This window comes from Cupriavidus sp. GW821-FHT02F09, from assembly GCF_059421605.1.
This window is the reverse complement of the sequence record NZ_JBWKVH010000032.1, coordinates 48,811-66,056: the sequence shown is the minus strand read 5'-3', so window position 1 is coordinate 66,056 and position 17,246 is coordinate 48,811. Positions and strand designations below refer to the sequence as shown.

The window sequence follows — 17,246 nt, the reverse complement described above, 5'->3', positions numbered from 1 at the left end:
ATGCCTGAACTGTTCGATACCCTCATCCGCGGCGTCACCCTGCTCGACGGCTCCGGCGCCGAGGCGCGCGCAGCCGACGTGGCGCTGCGCGCAGGGCGCATCGCGCGCATTGCCATGCTGGAAGACGGCGGCGATGCCATCGACCCCGGCAGCGCCGCGCATGTGGTGCAAGGCGCCGGCCTGGTGCTCGCGCCAGGCTTTATCGACGTGCATACGCACGACGACACCAACGTGGTTCGCCAGCCCGAGATGACCCCCAAGCTATCGCAAGGCGTCACCACTGTGATCGTGGGCAACTGCGGCATCAGCGCGGCGCCCGTCACGCTGCGCGGCGAGCCGCCTGACCCGATGAACCTGCTGGGCACCGCCGACGCCTTCTGCTATCCGGACTTCGCCGCCTATGCCGCGGCCGTGCAGGCTGCCCGGCCCGCGGTGAACGTAGCCGCGCTGGTCGGCCATACGGCGCTGCGCAGCAACCATATGGACCGGCTGGACCGCACCGCCACCCCGGCCGAGATCGCGGCGATGCGCGCACAACTGCAAGAAGCGCTCGACCATGGCGCCATTGGCCTGTCCACCGGCCTGGCTTATGCCAACGCCTTTGCCGCCACCACGGACGAAGTGCTGGCGCTGGCCGAGCCGCTGGCGCACGCGGGCGCGCTCTATGCCACCCACCTGCGCAGCGAGTTCGCCGACATCCTTGAGGCGATGGATGAAGCCTTCCGCATCGGGCGCCATGCGCGCGTGCCGGTGGTGATCTCACATATGAAGTGTGCTGGCCTGGACAACTGGGGACGCAGCGGGGAAGTGCTGGATGCGCTGGAGCGCGCGCAACGCTGGCAGCCGGTGGGCTGCGATTGCTATCCCTACACCGCCAGCTCCTCCACGCTCGACCTGAAGCAGGTCACCAGCGATTTCGACATCATGGTGACCTGGTCCGAGCCGCACCCCGAGATGGGCGGGCGCCTGCTGGCCGATATCGCCGCCGAGTGGGAGCTAGGGCTCGAAGACGCCGCGCGCCGCCTGCAACCCGCCGGCGCGGTCTATCACTGCATGGAAGACGCGGACGTGGACCGCATCCTGAGCCATCCCGCCACGGTGGTGGGATCCGATGGCCTGCCCAACGATCCGCTGCCGCATCCGCGCCTGTGGGGCGCCTTTCCTCGCGTGCTGGGCCACTACGCCCGTGACCGCGAACTGTTCCCGCTGACGGTCGCGATCAACAAGATGACGGGCCTGTCGGCCGAGCGCTTCGGCCTGGCCGGGCGCGGCCTGGTGCGCGAAGGCTACTGGGCCGACCTGGTCCTGTTCGACGCCGCCACCATCCGCGACGCGGCCAGCTTCACCGATCCCATGCAGCCCGCCGAGGGCATCGCTTGCGTGTGGGTCAACGGCGAGCTGTCGTGGCAGCAGCGCAAGCCCACCGGCGCGCGGGCCGGCCGCTTCCTCGCGCGCACAAAGCCTGCCGGGGCCAGCGCGGCGCCGGCACAGTAACCACCTATTTTCCAATTTGCAATCTGCTTCAGGAGTCCCCATGGATATCAAACGATTTGGCGTCGAGGGCGGCGCCGGCACCGGCGGCCAGCACATGCCGTTTTCCCGTGCCGTGCAAGCCGACGGCTGGCTCTACGTGTCCGGCCAGGTGCCGATGGTGGCCGGCGAGGTGATCGACGGCGGCATCGTTGCGCAGACCCACCAGGCCATCAAGAACGTACTGGCCATCCTGGCCGAAGCCGGCTACGGCACCGAGCACATCGTGCGCTGCGGCGTGTGGCTGGACGATGCCCGCGACTTCGCGTCGTTCAACAAGATCTTCAAGGAATACTTCGGCGCCAACCCGCCCGCGCGCGCCTGCGTGCAATCGAGCATGGTGGTGGACTGCAAGGTCGAAGTGGACTGCATCGCCTACAAGAAGCCGGCTGCCTGATCCCGGGCCAGCCAGCCACGAAGACCTGAACCGGCCGCCGACAGCGCGGCCCTTTTCATAGCGGACGCGAGGGAGCCCCGCCGGAGTCCCGGCGGACCTCGCACAAAGGAGACAACATGGGCGCCGTAACCGGAACCACCCTTTTGCTTTACGCGTTGATCGCGGTGATCGCACTGGTCGTGCTGATCGCGAAATTCAAGCTCAATCCCTTTATCACCCTGGTAGTCGTCTCGGTACTGCTCGGCTTTGCCGTGGGCATGCCGATGGGCGACATCGTCAAATCGTTCGAGGCCGGCGTAGGTGGCACGCTCGGCCACATCGCGCTGGTGGTGGGTCTGGGCACCATGCTCGGCAAGATGATGGCGGAGTCCGGCGGCGCCGAGCGCATCGCGCGCACGCTGATCGACGCCTTCGGCGAGAAGAACGTGCACTGGGCCATGGTGACCATCGCCTTTATCGTCGGCCTGCCCGTGTTCTTCGAAGTGGGCTTCGTGCTGCTGGTGCCGATCGCCTTCAACGTGGCCAAGCGTACCGGCACCTCCATGGTGCTGGTGGGCATCCCGATGGTGGCCGGCCTTTCGGTGGTGCACGGCCTGATCCCCCCGCACCCCGCCGCGCTGCTGGCGGTCACCGCCTACAAGGCGGATATCGGCAAGACCATCCTGTACGCGCTGATCGTGGGCATTCCCACGGCGGCGATCGCTGGACCGCTGTTCGCCAAGCTGATGACGCGCTACGTGACGCTGCCGGATGTGAATCCGCTGGCCGCGCAGTTCACCGAGGAAGACGAACGCGTGCAGGCCTCGCATGAGCTGCCGGGCTTCGGCATCACGCTGTTCACCATCCTGCTGCCCGTGATCCTGATGCTGATCGGCAGCTGGGCCGACCTCATCACCACGCCCAAGAGCTTTGCCAACGACTTCCTCAAGCTGATCGGCAACTCGGTGATCGCGCTGCTGATCGCCGCGCTGGTGAGCTTCTACACCTTCGGCAAGCGCCGCGGCTTCACCCGGGAAAACATCCTGAAGTTCACCAACGAGTGCGTGGCGCCCACCGCCATCATCACGCTGGTGGTCGGCGCGGGCGGCGGCTTTGGCCGCGTGCTGCGCGACTCGGGCATCTCCAACGCCATCGTCGACGTAGCCACCGGCGCCCATGTGTCGGTGCTGCTGCTGGGCTGGCTGGTCGCCGTGCTGATCCGGATCGCCACCGGCTCCGCCACCGTGGCCATGACCACGGCTGCCGGCATCGTCGCGCCGATCGCCGCCAGCGTGCCGGGCACCCGGCCCGAGCTGCTGGTGCTGACCACCGGCGCCGGCTCGCTGATCCTGTCGCACGTAAACGACGGTGGCTTCTGGCTGGTCAAGGAGTACTTCAACATGACCGTGGCCCAGACCTTCAAGACCTGGTCGGTGTGCGAAACGCTCATCTCGGTGATCGCCCTGCTTCTGACCCTGGCGCTTGCCACGGTAGTCTGACCATCCGGGCAGGCTCGGACCGGGTGCCCGCACGGCGCCCGCCGAAAGGGAGGAGGCACATGCGGTGTCCCTCCCTTTTTTATGCTGCCGGCAATGTGCTATTGTGTGCACCGCAGCAAATCATCGGCGCCCTGCGTTTTTCCCGCCGCTGCCATAGACCGGGCATCACCCGTCGCGCTGACAAGGTGTCACAAATCTTTCATACTGGGAAGCAGGTCCGGGTTTCCCCCTAGCGCTAGAATCGAGCCCCAACCGGAGGAAAAGAGCCATGCCCAAGAAACTCAGGAAAACCGAGGACGCTGTCCCGGCCACCACGACCGCGCCGGGCCTGATCGCCCTGCTCGACCACATCGCCAATGCCACGGCGCAAGGCCAGCTCGATCCCGAGTTCGCCCGCAAGCTGGGCAAGCGCGTGCGCAAGGAAGCCGACGCGCTGATCGAAGACCAGGCGTACTCGAACGCCCACGGCACGCAGATCAGGGCCGCTCTTGCCACGCTGGAAGAAGCCGTATCGGATAGCGAAGGCGGGCTGCTGGGCAAAGCCGTCAAGCGCCTGCGCGATGCCGACAAGCGCGCCGCGGAATCCACCACCACCAAGTAGAACTGCCTCAGAAGCGCATCGTTGCCGAAAGCAGCAGCGTGCGCGGCTCGGCTTGCGCCAGCCCGCCGTAGGCGTCAACCGCCGCCCAGTCATGCTTGTCAAAGACATTGCGGACATTGAGGCGGAAGGTGGTTTGCTTGCGCGCCACGGTAGTCTGGTAGCGCGCACCGATGTCGACGCGGGTCCAGTGCGGGATACTTTGCGTATTGGCCTGGTCGACATATTGCCGTCCCGTGTAGGCCAGCGCACCGGCCAGCGTCAGGCCTGGCGCGAAGCCGGCATCCCATTCGGCGCCCAGGTTGGCTTGCAGCGTCGGCGCGCCTACAGCCGCGTTGCCGGCCGACTCGGGGCTACTGCCGCGAACAATCCTGGCATCGAGCACGGTAGCGCTGGCCAGCAGCCGCACTCCGGCCACCACCTCACCAACTAGCCCGAACTCCAGCCCGCGATTGCGCTGCTCGCCGTCCGCCGCGAACAGCGCCCCGGACATCTGGCCGCTTGCCTTGGCTATCTGGAATGCGCTGACGGTCGCCATCATCCCGCCCTGCTCGACCTTCACGCCGAACTCAAGCTGCCTTGACTTGTAAGGCGCGAATACCTCGCCAGCATTGCTGGCGCTGCCGGGGGCAGTGTCGCCCTTGCTCAACCCTTCCGCGCGGTTGGCATACAGCGTGACGTGTTGCCAGGGCTTCACCACCAGACCGAGCATTGGCGTCCAGGCGCCCTGGTCGTAGTGCGAAGCGATGGCGCCGCCGGCGCTGAAATTGTCGGTCGTGACCTGCTGATGGCGCAGCCCCAGCGTCAGCTGCACGCGCTTGTCCAGCACCGACAGCGTATCGGCCAGGGCCGCGCCGGACAGCCGCGTCTGGGAGACCTTCGGCACGCCGGCGGGCGCCGCGATGTACTGCACCGGCAGCGACACGGGCTGGTAGAGGTTGGTCAGCGAGGTGGTCGTGGCGTCGTTGAAGCTGCGCTCCAGCTGGTCCCGATAGTCGCTCACGAGCATGCTCAGGTGATGGCTCACCGCCCCGGTGTCGAAGCGGGCGCGCAGGCCCGTGTCCACGGTGGTGCGGGCTACGTTGAACCGGTAGTTCGAGTCCAGCACGGCAATATCGCCCGCCTCGTTGATGATGGTGGGCGTGATGGCAAAGAGCCTGGCCACCCGGGTACGGCCGCCGCCGCCGGCAATGAACCAGGTGAGCTTGTCGCCGATGTCATACTCCGCCCGCACCAGCAGGGACTGGTCGCGGATGCTGGAGTGTTCCCAGGGTTGCGAGACATTGCGCCGCCCGTTGGGCGCATCGGGTACGTTGATGCCGGACGCGATATGCAAGAGGCGCGATGGCGCTGCGATCCTCTCCTGCTGGCCAATGAAATCCAGCGTCGCGCGCAGGCGCTCGCCCTGGTAGTCCAGTGCCAGCGCGCCGGCACCGGCGCGGCGCGACTGGTTGTCCAGGTTGGTGTCGCCCGCCCGATAGTTGCCATTGAAGCGAATGCCGAACTGCCGCTGCGCGCCAAACCGCCGGCTTACGTCAAGGTTGCCGCCCAGCTGCGATGACGCGGCATAGTCGGCCGTGACCTGGGTCAGGTCGGGACCGGTCGCCCGCTTGGGCACGATATTGATGCCACCGCCGACACTGCCGCTGGGCGCCATGCCGATCAGCATGGCGGTCGGGCCCTTGATCAGTTCGACCCGTTCGATGTAGCCGGTCGATACCCGATAGTTGGAGGCCACGCCGTACATGCCGTCGAAGGCGATCTCGCCGAAGTTGCCATTGCCAACGGGAAACCCGCGGATCGTGAAGGCGTCCAGGATGCCGCCAGGCTGGCTGACATAGCGCACGGACGAATCAACGGCCACCATATCGCCCACCGTGCGCGCCTGCTGGTCCTCGATCGCCTTGGCGGTGTAGCTGGTGATGCTGAACGGCGCGTCCATGATGTCGATGTTGCCCAGCAGCCCAAGCCTCGCGCCGCGCGCGACCTGCTCGCCGGCGAGAGCCGGGGGCAGCTCGCTCGCAGCCGCTGCCGCCCCGAAGATCGTGACCGTGGGCAGCAACGGCGCGGCCTGGGCGCCGGAGACCGCCTGTGCCTTGCGCAATGCGTACCCGCCTCCCGGCACTTCCACCGCTTCCAGGCCGCTGCCCGCCAACAGCGCCCTCAACCCGTCCGGCACGGTATAGAGGCCATTCAGTCCCGGGCTTTGGGCGCTGCCGAGCAGTGCGGCATCATAGGAAAGATCGATGCCGCCGACACTGGCAAAGCGATTGAGGACCGCGTAAAGCGGGCCGGGCGCGATGGCGAACATCCGCGCCTGGCCCGTGCTCGCCATCAGGCTTACCACCGGGCTCACCGCCGGACTCGCCTGCGCGAGCACCGCATCCGGCGCAATGCCCAAACCCAGGGCCAGACAAGCGAAGGCGCTGCAAAGCGCGAGGCGTCGTGCGGCCAATGCTTAGAAATCCACGCTCATGGAAGCCATGAAGGTCCGCGGCGCGCCGAGCGAGATCGTGCCGTAGGATGCCACCCCGGACCAGTACTTCCGGTTGAACGCATTGAACAAACCCGCCCGGAACGTCGTGGACTTGCCGTACATCGATGTCTTGTAGCGCGCGCCGAGATCGACGGTTGTCCACGACGGCACCTGCTGCGTGTTCGCCTGGTTGACGTACTCGCTGCCCGTGTAGTTGACCGCGCTGGTCAGCGTCAGGCCCGGAACCCACGGCAGGTCCCACTCGCCGCCGAGGTTGGCCATGACGGTAGGCACGCCCACGGGGCGGTTGCCAAGTGTGGCTGCGCTGTTGGTCTTGGTCAGCTCGCCGTCAAGCAAGGTCAGCCCGCCGAGCAGGCGCACGCCCTTGTAGGGCTGCCCCGATACGGTCAGCTCCAGCCCCTGGTTGCGTTGCTCGCTGTCGATGGCATAGACCGTCCCGTACAACTGGCCGCTGGGCTTGGTCATGCGGAACGCGGCGAGCGTCGCCATCACCTTGCCCGAGTCGAGCTTGATGCCCACCTCCTGCTGCTTGGTCTTGTACGGCGCAAAGACCTGCCCCGCATTCGACGCGGTCGCCGGCGCGATGTCTCCCTTGCTCAGCCCTTCCACGTAGTTGGCATAGAGCGAGATGCTGCGCCAGGGCTTGAAGACGATGCCGGCCAGCGGCGTGACGGCGCTTTCGTCGTACGAAGCTGTCTTCGCGCCGGTGGCAGCATAGTTGCTCGACTTGACCTGCTGGTAGCGCAGGCCAAGGGTGAACTGCAGGCGGTCGTCCAGCACGCTCAAGGTATCGGCCAGCGACAGGCCCGACAGCGTGGAGTCGGACACCTTCGGCACGCTTTGCGGGGCGGCAATGTTCTGCGCCGGGCGGTCGGCCGGGGCGTAGATATTGGATGTGACAGGCGTGCCGGACACGTTGGCGCTGGCGAAACGGTCCATATACAGGTTGGCCTGCAGCGCCAGCGCGTGCTTGACCGGCCCGGTCTCGAACTTGCTCCTGACACCGGTATCGAAGCTCGAGCGGTTGACCTGGAACTTCCAATTCTGCACGGCCGACGAAGTCGCGCCGGCCGAATTCAGGATGGTTGGCGTCTGGTCGGACAAGCGCGCCACGTCCGAGCGGGTACCGCCGGCATCGGCAAACACCGTCACGTTGTCGGTGAGGTCGTATTCCGCGTGCAGCAGCGTCGACACATCGTTGGACTTCCACCAGCCCCAGGGCTGGCTGACATTGCGCCTGCCGTCCGGCGCCGACGGTACCTGCACGCCGGCTGTGATCAGGAAGGGACGCGTGGGAGCATCGACCCACTGGTATTGCTCGATCAGGTCGAGCGAGGCCCGCAGGCGCTCGCCGCGGTAGTCGAGCGACAGTGCCGCCACCTCGGCGCGCGACTTCTGGTTGTCGAGCGCCGTCGGTCCCTGCCGGTGCAGGCCGTTGAAGCGAATGCCCCACTCTCGGTCTTCGCCGAAACGGCGGCTCAGGTCCACCGCGCCGCCCACCTGCGCGTCGGACGCATAGTCGAGCGTGAAACGCGTCAGGTCCGTCGCCAGCGCGCGCTTGGGCACGACATTGACCACGCCGCCGACACCGCTGTTCGGCGACATGCCGTACAGCAAGGCGGCCGGCCCCTTCAGCACTTCGACCCGCTCCAGGTACTCGGTAAACAGATGGTAGTTCGGCGACACGCCGTACACGCCGTCGAATGCGATCTCGGACAGGTTGCCCTCATTGATCGGGAAGCCGCGAATATAGAAAGAGTCGGTCACGCCGCCAACCTGGCCCGTGAAGCGCGTGGACGGATCGCTGTTCAGTACTTCGGCCAGCGTGGTGGCCTGTTGGTCCTCCAGGCGCTGCGCGGTGTAGTTGGTGACGGCGAACGGCGTGTCCATGACGCTCTTGTTGCCCAGCAGCCCCAGGCGGCCACCGCGCGCCACCTGGCCGCCCGCGTAGGGTTGCGCAAGCTCACCCGGCGTCTCGGCGCCAGCGGTGACGGTTACCGCCGGCAGGGTCGGCGCGGCGTCCGCGGGGCCTGCCTGCGATTGTGCCCTCACGGCGAACGGCGCCACGGTTGCGCCCATGGCAAGGCAGACCATAGCGTGGTGCACGGCGAGCGCAAACGGCTTGGGTCGGGGTGGGTGCGCAGCGGCGATGACAGTGGCATAACGAGTTGCAGACATGATTCCTTTCTCCGGCAGCGTTTAATTTGAGTTCCTACGCTGTAGGCCGGTCGAGAATCGAAATCCCCTCAATCTTCCTGACATATTTTTTCGGACACGCCTGGCATGGAGTCAACGCCCTCCCGCCGGGCCAACCGAAACCCAGAAGCGCGTGCGATAGACCACGGTGATCGGCTGCGCCTGCATCAGGAAGCGCAGCACCCGATCGGTGTCGCGCACGTGATACGCGCCCGAGATACGCAAAGCGGCCACGCGCGGATCGCAGGCGATGTGGCCGGTGCGGTAGCGCGACAGCTCGGCCAGCACGTCCGCCAGCCGCATGTCCTTGCCCGCGATGACGCCATCGGCCCAGCCGTCCGCCTCGAACGGCTGCGGCGGCGCCGGCATGCTGCCGGCCTTGGCGAGCCACCAGGTCGTCCCTGCACGCGCTACGTCGGTCGCCCCGCCCGCAGCCGGGTGCAGTTCCACGGCGCCCTCCTGCACGGTAACGCGGGCGCGTTCGTCCTCGATGCGCACCACAAAGCGCGTGCCCAACGCACGCAGGCTGCCGAACGGCGTCTGTACCCAGAACGGCCGCACCGCTGCGCTGCTGGCCGCGAAACCATCATCATGTCCCGTGGTCACCAGGATCTCCCCGCGCCGCAGCGTGACCAAACGGCGCTCAGTGCCCAGCGCGGTACTGATGGCGGTATCGGTGTTGAGCACGATGGTGCTGCCATCGGCCAGGCGCAGGGTGCGCTGCTCGCCGGTGGCCGTGCTTGCGTCGGCGACCAGGCGCTGCCATGGCGCCAGTTCGCGCACGCTTGCCGCCGTGGCCACCGAGATGCCGGCCAATGCCAGCACCTTGAGCACCTGCCTGCGCTTTAGCCCGCCCACGCCACGCCGGGCGTCGGCCGCTTGCAGGGTACTCAGCGCCAGTGCCGGCGGCATGCCGGAGAAATCGGTGCGCAGTGCCTGCACGCGTTGCCAGGCAACCGCGTGCAGCGGGTTGGCGTCGCGCCACTGGGCGAATGCCTTGCGCGTGCTGGCGCTGGCCTCGCCAAAGTCGAGCTTGACCATCCAGTGGATGGCCTGGTCGACGATGCGCGCGGGGATCGGGGGTTGCGGCCCGGCCGTAGCCGTCGGCTCGCCTGGCCTGGCTGGATCACGCACGGGCATCAGCCACCGAAACGCAAGCTGTAGCAATGGCGCAGCGCCGCCGCGACATAGCGCTCGGCGGTAGCCAGCGACACGCCGAGGCGCTCCGCGATCTGCCGGCAGGTCAGCCCTTCGAGCTGGGCCCACAGGAATGCTTTGCGCACCTGCGGCTTCAGCGCATCCAGGATGCGGTCGATGGCGATCAGGGTTTCCAGGAAAAGCAGCCGGCTCTCGGGCGACGGCGCCTGCGGCGCGGGCAGTTGCGCCAGCGTCTCCAGCCAGGCCAGCTCCAGCTCCCGGCGGCGCCAGTGCTCGATGACAAGGCCGCGCGCGATCGTGCTCAGGTAGGTGCGCGGTTCCCTGATATCGCACGGCTCGCGATGAAGCAAGCGGAGAAACACATCCTGTGCCAGGTCGGCGGCGTCAAACGCGTTGCCAAGCTGACGCCGCAGCCAGCCCTGCAGCCAGCGATGGTGATCGCTGTAGAGGGCATGGACATGCTGCTGTGACTGCTGTAACGCGGATTCTGCGGCGGCCATCGCTTCCCTTGCGTAGTGAAGTGTCTGGCACGGCCAAACTTAAATGAGAATGGTTCGCATTATATGGCACGGAAAATGATTAGTGCAACCAACGGCACAGCCAGACGCACATATTGCAACGCAGCATCTGACGTAGAATCGACGCGATAGCCCGGCAAAGCCATCTAGTCCCGACATACCCGCCATTCTTTGATGCTTAACGTGTTTTTATCTGCTCACGCCAGCCTGCAGGTGCTACTACCCGACGCCAGTTGACCTGCCCATGGACCTGCTTTTTCCCTTAGACCCGTTGCGCCGGCTGGTCACCACTTCGCTACTGGTGGCCGCCTCGGTGCCCAGCCCGCAGACACAGACCGCCCCCGAAGCATTCCCACGGCGGACCGTGCACCTCGTGGTTCCTTTCACGGCGGGCGGCACCACCGACATCATTGCCCGTGTCATTGCCGATAAGCTGCGCACCCGACTGGGCCAGCCCGTGGTAGTCGACAACCGGCCGGGTGCCTCCACGATGATCGCGGCGGAGCTGGTCGCCAAGGCGCCCGCCGACGGATACACGCTGCTACTCGCCAGTTCCACCACGTTCAGCATGCTCCCCGCGCTGCGCACCAGCCTGCCCATCCCGGCGGAAGGGGCCTGGGCGCCGATCGGCATCATCGCGCAGGCGCCGGTCATGCTCACCACCCGATCGGACTCCGGCATCAAGTCGTTCGCGGACATGCTGGCGCGTGCAAGCGCCCAACCGGGCACCGTCACCTACGGCACCACCGGCCCGGGCACCGCGCAGTACATTGTGGGCGCCATGATCGAGGCCGACCTGCATGCGGACATCACCCCCGTGTCATATCGCGGCAGCACGCAGATCCTCGCCGACGTCATTGGCGGGCAGATCGACCTGAGCCTCGACCCCATCGCCGTTGCCCAGCCTTACCTCGAGTCTGGCAAGTTGCGCCCGCTGGCGATCAGTGCCGGGGCGCGCTCCCCGCAGTATCCGGGCGTGCCAACCTTTGCCGAACTCGGCATCGCCATGCCCGGCAATGCATTCTGGTTCGGCATTGCCGCGCCGCGCGCCACGCCGCCAGCGGTGGTGGAGCGGCTGGAAAAGGAATTGCAGGGGGTGCTTCTGGACCCTTCCGTGGAGGCAGTCTTCCAGCGGCAGTCGATCTGGGTCATGCGCGGCAACGCGGAGGATTTCCGCCGGCGCGTGCAGGGCGAGATAACGCAATATCGTCGACTCGCAAAGGACGGCAGGGTGAAGCTCGAATAGCAGAAGCCCCGGGTACCTGTTACCAGGTATCCGGGGCTCCCATGGCGGCTCGCCTTTCCCAACGCGTGGCTGCCGCCGGCGGCCGCCCTGCGCGACAGGGCGGCCAGGCTTGCATCGATTACGCCTTGACGGCTGCCAGCGCGGCGTTCAGCGTCTTGCTGGGGCGCATCACGATGTCCAGCTTGGCAAAGTCGGGCTTGTAGTAGCCGCCGATATCGGCTTCCTTGCCTTGCACGGCCGACAGCTCGCCAACGATGACCTGCTCGTTGTCGGTCAGTTGCTTGGCCAGCGGCGCGAACTGCGCTGCCAGGGCAGCATCGTCGGTCTGTGCCGCCAGTTCCTGGGCCCAGTACATGGCCAGGTAGAACTGGCTGCCGCGGTTGTCCAGCTGGCCGGTCTTGGGCGACGGGTTCTTGTTGTTGTCCAGCAGCTTGCCAGTGGCGGCGTCCAGCGTCTTGGCCAGGATCTTGGCTTTTTCGTTGCTGGTCTTGATGCCGAGTTCTTCCAGCGACACCGCCAGCGCCAGGAATTCACCCAGCGAATCCCAGCGCAGGTGGTTTTCTTCCACCAGTTGCTTGACGTGCTTAGGCGCCGAGCCGCCCGCGCCGGTTTCATACATGCCGCCGCCGGCCATCAGCGGGACGATGGAGAGCATCTTGGCGCTGGTGCCCAGTTCCATGATCGGGAACAGGTCGGTCAGGTAGTCGCGCAGGATGTTGCCGGTCACCGAGATGGTGTCCAGGCCGCGGATGACGCGTTCCAGCGTGTAACGCATGGCGCGCACTTGCGACATGATCTGGATGTCCAGGCCGGTGGTGTCGTGATCCTTCAGGTAGGTCTCGACCTTCTTGATCATCTCGGCTTCGTGCGGGCGGTACGGGTCCAGCCAGAAAATGGCCGGCATGCCGGAGTTGCGCGCGCGCGTGACGGCCAGCTTGACCCAGTCGCGGATCGGTGCGTCCTTGACCTGGCACATGCGCCAGATGTCGCCCTCTTCCACGTTCTGCACCAGCAGCACTTCGCCGGTGGCGATGTCAACGATGCGGGCTTCGCCGGCCTCGGGCACTTCAAAGGTCTTGTCGTGCGAGCCGTACTCCTCGGCTTGCTGCGCCATCAGGCCGACGTTGGGCACGGTGCCCATGGTGACCGGGTCGAAGTTGCCGTTGGTCTTGCAGAAGTTGATGATTTCCTGATAGATGCGGGCAAACGTGCTCTCCGGGATCACGGCCTTGGTGTCCTTCGGACGGCCATCGGCGCCCCACATCTTGCCGCCGATGCGGATCATGGCCGGCATCGAGGCGTCCACGATCACGTCGTTGGGCGCGTGCAGGTTGGAGATGCCCTTGGCCGAATCCACCATCGCCAGCTCGGGACGGTGTTCGTGGCAAGCGTGCATGTCGCGGATGATTTCTTCGCGCTTGGAGCTCGGCAGGCTTTCCAGCTTGTCGTACAGGTTGACCAGGCCGTTGTTGACGTTCACGCCCAGTTCGTCGAACAGCTTGCTGTGCTTCTCGAAGGCTTCCTTGTAGAAAATCTTCACGGCGTGGCCGAACACGATGGGGTGCGAGACCTTCATCATGGTGGCCTTCACGTGCAGCGACAGCATCACGCCGGTCTTGCGCGCGTCTTCCATCTGTTCTTCGTAGAAGTCGCACAGCGCCTTCTTGCTCATGAACATGCTGTCGATGATCTCGCCGTCCAGCAGCGACACCTTCGGCTTGAGCACGATGGTCTTGCCGCTCTTGGTGACCAGCTCCATCTTGACATCGCGGGCGCGGTCCAGGGTCATGGACTTTTCGCCATGATAGAAGTCGCCGTGCTTCATGTGCGCCACGTGCGTGCGCGAAGCCATGCTCCACTCACCCATGCTGTGCGGGTTCTTGCGTGCGTAGTTCTTGACGGCAGCCGGCGCGCGGCGGTCCGAGTTGCCTTCGCGCAGGACCGGGTTCACGGCGCTGCCCAGGCACTTCGAATAGCGTTGGCGGATGGCCTTCTCGGCATCGGTCTTCGGGTCTTCCGGGAAATCGGGAACCTTGTAGCCCTTGGCCTGCAGTTCCTTGATCGCGCTGACCAGCTGGTGCACGGAGGCGCTGATGTTGGGCAGCTTGATGATGTTGGTGTCCGGCTGCAGGGTCAGTCGGCCCAGTTCGGCCAGGTTGTCGGGCACGCGTTGTGCCTCGGTCAGGAATTCGGGGAATTCGCCCAGGATACGGCCCGCCACCGAGATGTCGCTGGTCGTCACGTTGATGCCGGCCGGGGCGGTGAAGGTGCGGATGATGGGCAAAAAGGCACTGGTCGCCAGCAGCGGAGCTTCGTCGGTCAGCGTGTAGATGATGGTGGGTTGCTGGGTACTCATTGCTTATCTCAGGATCAAGAAATAGGTTGGAGAACGCCACCGGCTGGGTCACAGCCCGGCAGGAATGCCCGAATTTTGCCTGAATTTTCTCCAGGGGGGTCTGAACCGCACGGGGTTTTTGCTTCGCAATCGCAAAACGCAAGTTCTGCGTGGGGGCAAGGCTAGCGCTGCGTGGCGCGTGCAGGGGCGGACAGCGCGCCGGCATTTGCCCCCACGCCGCGCACATCTGGCTGGCCAACGGGCTTAACTGCGCTTAAAGCCAGCTAACATGCACAAAACCGCTGCGCTAGTCCCAAAAACTGCGGAATGCGGCGGCAGCGATCACGGGGACCGTCAGCACCAGCGGAATGGCAAAGTACGGAACTTCGAGATCTACGCGCCACTTGTAGATAAGCCAGGCGATGCCGGCCGCGAGCGTAACCAGGCCCACGAGCGCCGCGAGAACGTTCAGTACCCTGTCGGACGGGCGCCTGCGCGTCCGTTCTTTGGTGGAAAGCGCTTTCATCCCAGCTCCAATGCAGATCGTGACGGGCATTTGTTCTATTTTGCTCTATTAAAGGCTACTCCGGCGCCCTGCGTAAGGGCGAGTCATGGCGGGCAGCATGGTGAGAGTCTTGGCGCTTTGTGGGCCGCATTGGCCGGATCATGGGCGCCTTAGGGCAAAATACCGCCTTGAGCGGCCCGGCCGGGCCCGAAGAACAAGATGCTGACGGGCGAGCCCGCCACTGCGCGCACCACGCCGTTGCCTGCCGGCAAGCGCCTGCGCTGCGGCAGGGCGGGCCCAGTACAGCATCGCCAGGGGACAGCTCGTCCTTCAACAGAGCACATCTGGAGCCATTGATGACCGACTCGAACATGTCTTTCCTAGGCAGGATTTCCCTTGCCGTGGGCACGTTTTTCAACATCCTGGGCGACCGCGAGCTTGCCGCGGGCGTGCGGCGCCTGCGTGACGGCACGGGGCCTGGCGCAAGTCCAGCGCCCGCTGCACCCGTTCCTGCCCCCATGGCCGCGGCACCGGCCCCGAGCGCGCTGAAAGAAGCGAGCCCCGAGGCCGCGCTCCAGCTGCTGGGCCTGCTCCAGCGCGACGCGCGCTTCATCGATTTTGTCGAGGAAGACATCGCCGGCTATTCCGACACGGAAATCGGTGCCGCCGCCCGGCTGGTGCATGACGGTTGCCGCGCCGTGCTGCGCGAGCATTTCACCATCCGGCCGGTGCGCGAGGAAGCCGAGGGCAGCCGCGTAACGGTGCCCGACGGGTTCGATCCCACCGCCATCCGGCTGACCGGCAACGTGGTCGGCAGCGCGCCGTTCAACGGCAGCATCAGCCACCGTGGCTGGCGCGTGGCGGAAGTCCGCCTGCCCCGGCTGGCCGAGCGCCATGACGCCACCGTGATCGCCCCGGCCGAGGTCGAGCTATGAGCGACCCCCGCTACTCGATCGGCATCGACCTGGGCACGACGCATTGCGCCCTCTCCTACGTCGACCTCACCGCCAGTGACGGCGAGAAGACCACCCAGGGCGTCCTGCCCATCACACAGCTCACCGCACCAGGCGCGATCGAAGATTGCGACCTGCTGCCGTCGTTCTTGTACCTGCCGCATCCGAGCGAGCTGGCTCCGGGCGACCTGGCCTTGCCGTGGAACGCCGCGCGGGACTTCGCCGTGGGCGAGCTGGCGCGCAGCCGTGGCGCGGCCACGCCGATCCGGCTGGTATCGAGCGCGAAGAGCTGGCTTTGCCACCCCGGGGTAGACCGCCGCGCGGCGATCCTGCCGAACGACGCGCCGGCGGAAGTGCCGCGCGTGTCGCCGCTCGAGACTTCCGTGCGCTATCTCTCGCACCTGCGCGAAGCGTGGGACCACGCGCATCCCGACGCCCCGTTCGGTGAGCAGGACATCACCGTCACCATTCCCGCGTCGTTCGATCCGGCCGCGCGGGAACTGACGGCAGAAGCCGCCGAATCCGCGGGCTATGCCCGCATGACCCTGCTGGAGGAGCCTCAGGCCGCGCTCTATAGCTGGATTCAGAAGAGCGGCGGCCAGTGGCGCAAAGAGGTCAAGGTGGGCGACATCATCCTGGTCGTCGACGTGGGTGGTGGCACCACCGATCTTTCGCTGATCGCCGTGATCGAGCGCGAGGGCAACCTGGAGCTGCACCGCGTCGCCGTCGGCGAGCACATCCTGCTGGGCGGCGACAACATGGACCTGGCGCTGGCCCACGTGGTGGCGCGCAAGCTCGCGGCCCAAGGCACGCAGGCCGACCCGTGGCAACTGCGCGCGCTCACCTATGCCTGCCGCAGCGCCAAGGAAACCCTGCTCAGCGACCCAACCACGGACGCGGTGCCGCTGGTCGTGCCGAGCCGCGGCTCCAAGCTCATCGGCGGCTCGATCCGCACGGAGCTGACCCGCGCCGAGCTCACCCAGATCATCCTGGAAGGCTTTTTCCCGCAGGTGGATGGCTCTGCCCGCCCGGTCAGCCGGGCACGCGCCGGGCTGACGCAACTGGGCCTGCCGTACGCGCAGGACCCGGCCATCACACGACATCTGGCGGCGTTCCTGGGCCGCCAGGTGGCAGCGCTGGCCGAGATGGAAGGCCTGGCAGGCAAGGCGGCGCCGGGCGCGACCTTCCTGCATCCCACGGCGGTGCTGTTCAACGGCGGCGTGTTCAAGTCCGCCCTGCTGGTCGAGCGCATCCTGCAGACGCTCAACGGCTGGCTCGCCGCGGAAGGCGCGGCCCCCGCGCGCCTGCTGGGGGGCGCCGACCTGGACCTGGCTGTCGCGCGTGGCGCCGCCTACTACGGCTACGTGCGCCGCGGCAAGGGCGTGCGCATTCGCGGCGGCACCGCGCGGGCCTACTACATTGCGGTGGAATCGGCGATGCCCGCCATCCCGGGCTTCGAGCCGCCCATCCAGGCGCTGTGCGTGGCGCCCTTCGGCATGGAGGAAGGCACCGAGGCGCCGTTGCCGGAGCAGGAATTCGGGCTCGTGGTCGGCGAACCCGTGCACTTCCGCTTCTTCGGCTCGTCGGTGCGCCGCCAGGACCAGGTAGGCACCCTGCTCGACTTCTGGGGGCCCGAAGACCTGCAAGAGCTCGATGAAATCCAGGCCACGCTGCCGCCCGAAGGCCGCACGCCTGGCGAAGTCGTGCCGGTGAAGCTGCATGCCCGCATCACGGAGGCCGGCACGCTGGAGCTGGAAGCCGTGCCCCGTGGCACAGGCGAGCGCTGGAAGGTCGAGTTCGACGTGCGCGGCAACGCGAATGCCTGAGTGCCATGC

At 66.5% G+C, this 17,246-nt stretch carries 13 protein-coding genes; 7 read left to right on the top strand and 6 right to left on the bottom strand.

Features of this window, described 5'->3' with window-relative positions; genetic code table 11:
- The 4 genes from AC07XB_RS27845 to AC07XB_RS27830 all read left to right on the top strand — a co-directional run bounded on the left by AC07XB_RS27845 (position 1) and on the right by AC07XB_RS27830 (position 4,006).
- The gene (locus AC07XB_RS27845) at positions 1-1,494 is read left to right on the top strand and encodes an N-acyl-D-amino-acid deacylase family protein (protein ID WP_492370844.1); all 1,494 of its coding nucleotides are present in this window, start codon (positions 1-3) and stop codon (positions 1,492-1,494) included.
- A gap of 40 nt (positions 1,495-1,534) precedes the next feature.
- Complete coding sequence (locus AC07XB_RS27840) at positions 1,535-1,927, top strand: RidA family protein (RefSeq protein WP_006163400.1); 393 nt, start codon at positions 1,535-1,537, stop codon at positions 1,925-1,927.
- A gap of 116 nt (positions 1,928-2,043) precedes the next feature.
- Positions 2,044-3,405, top strand: coding sequence for a GntP family permease (locus tag AC07XB_RS27835; protein WP_174423583.1), 1,362 nt, complete (start codon positions 2,044-2,046; stop codon positions 3,403-3,405).
- 268 nt (positions 3,406-3,673) lie between these two features.
- On the top strand, positions 3,674-4,006 hold the full coding sequence (locus tag AC07XB_RS27830) for a hypothetical protein (RefSeq protein WP_416052496.1): 333 nt from the start codon (positions 3,674-3,676) through the stop codon (positions 4,004-4,006).
- A gap of 7 nt (positions 4,007-4,013) precedes the next feature.
- Here AC07XB_RS27830 and AC07XB_RS27825 read toward each other — a convergent pair whose 3' ends face one another.
- The 4 genes from AC07XB_RS27825 to AC07XB_RS27810 form a co-directional block, all read right to left on the bottom strand.
- Positions 4,014-6,458, bottom strand: a complete 2,445-nt coding sequence (locus AC07XB_RS27825; protein ID WP_492831547.1) for a TonB-dependent siderophore receptor — start codon at positions 6,456-6,458, stop codon at positions 4,014-4,016.
- Between the two features lie 3 nt (positions 6,459-6,461).
- A complete protein-coding gene (locus tag AC07XB_RS27820; RefSeq protein WP_492831546.1) occupies positions 6,462-8,678 on the bottom strand; it encodes a TonB-dependent receptor in 2,217 nt (738 codons plus the stop codon).
- Positions 8,679-8,789: 111 nt separating this feature from the next.
- A complete protein-coding gene (locus tag AC07XB_RS27815; RefSeq protein WP_492831545.1) occupies positions 8,790-9,836 on the bottom strand; it encodes a FecR domain-containing protein in 1,047 nt (348 codons plus the stop codon).
- Positions 9,836-10,354, bottom strand: coding sequence for a sigma-70 family RNA polymerase sigma factor (locus AC07XB_RS27810; RefSeq protein ID WP_492370848.1), 519 nt, complete (start codon positions 10,352-10,354; stop codon positions 9,836-9,838). The genes AC07XB_RS27815 and AC07XB_RS27810 overlap by 1 nt, the downstream gene beginning before the upstream one ends.
- 262 nt (positions 10,355-10,616) lie before the next feature.
- On the opposite strand from AC07XB_RS27810, the gene AC07XB_RS27805 reads away from it, so the two are divergent.
- Positions 10,617-11,618 carry a Bug family tripartite tricarboxylate transporter substrate binding protein gene (locus AC07XB_RS27805; RefSeq protein WP_492831544.1) on the top strand — a complete coding sequence of 334 codons (1,002 nt, stop codon included), beginning with the start codon at positions 10,617-10,619 and terminating at the stop codon, positions 11,616-11,618.
- 118 nt (positions 11,619-11,736) lie between these two features.
- Here the strand turns inward: AC07XB_RS27805 and AC07XB_RS27800 are convergent, their stop codons facing one another.
- Positions 11,737-13,974 (bottom strand): NADP-dependent isocitrate dehydrogenase, encoded by a 2,238-nt coding sequence (locus tag AC07XB_RS27800; protein WP_477132391.1) that lies wholly within the window; start codon positions 13,972-13,974, stop codon positions 11,737-11,739.
- A 286-nt stretch (positions 13,975-14,260) separates the two neighbouring features.
- Complete coding sequence (locus AC07XB_RS27795) at positions 14,261-14,479, bottom strand: hypothetical protein (RefSeq protein ID WP_492370850.1); 219 nt, start codon at positions 14,477-14,479, stop codon at positions 14,261-14,263.
- Positions 14,480-14,814: 335 nt separating this feature from the next.
- Between AC07XB_RS27795 and AC07XB_RS27790 the strand changes: the two genes are divergently transcribed.
- Complete coding sequence (locus AC07XB_RS27790) at positions 14,815-15,393, top strand: DUF2760 domain-containing protein (protein ID WP_492831543.1); 579 nt, start codon at positions 14,815-14,817, stop codon at positions 15,391-15,393.
- Positions 15,390-17,237 carry an Hsp70 family protein gene (locus AC07XB_RS27785; protein ID WP_492370852.1) on the top strand — a complete coding sequence of 616 codons (1,848 nt, stop codon included), beginning with the start codon at positions 15,390-15,392 and terminating at the stop codon, positions 17,235-17,237. Before AC07XB_RS27790 ends, AC07XB_RS27785 begins: the two co-directional genes overlap by 4 nt.
- Positions 17,238-17,246 lie beyond the last annotated feature (9 nt).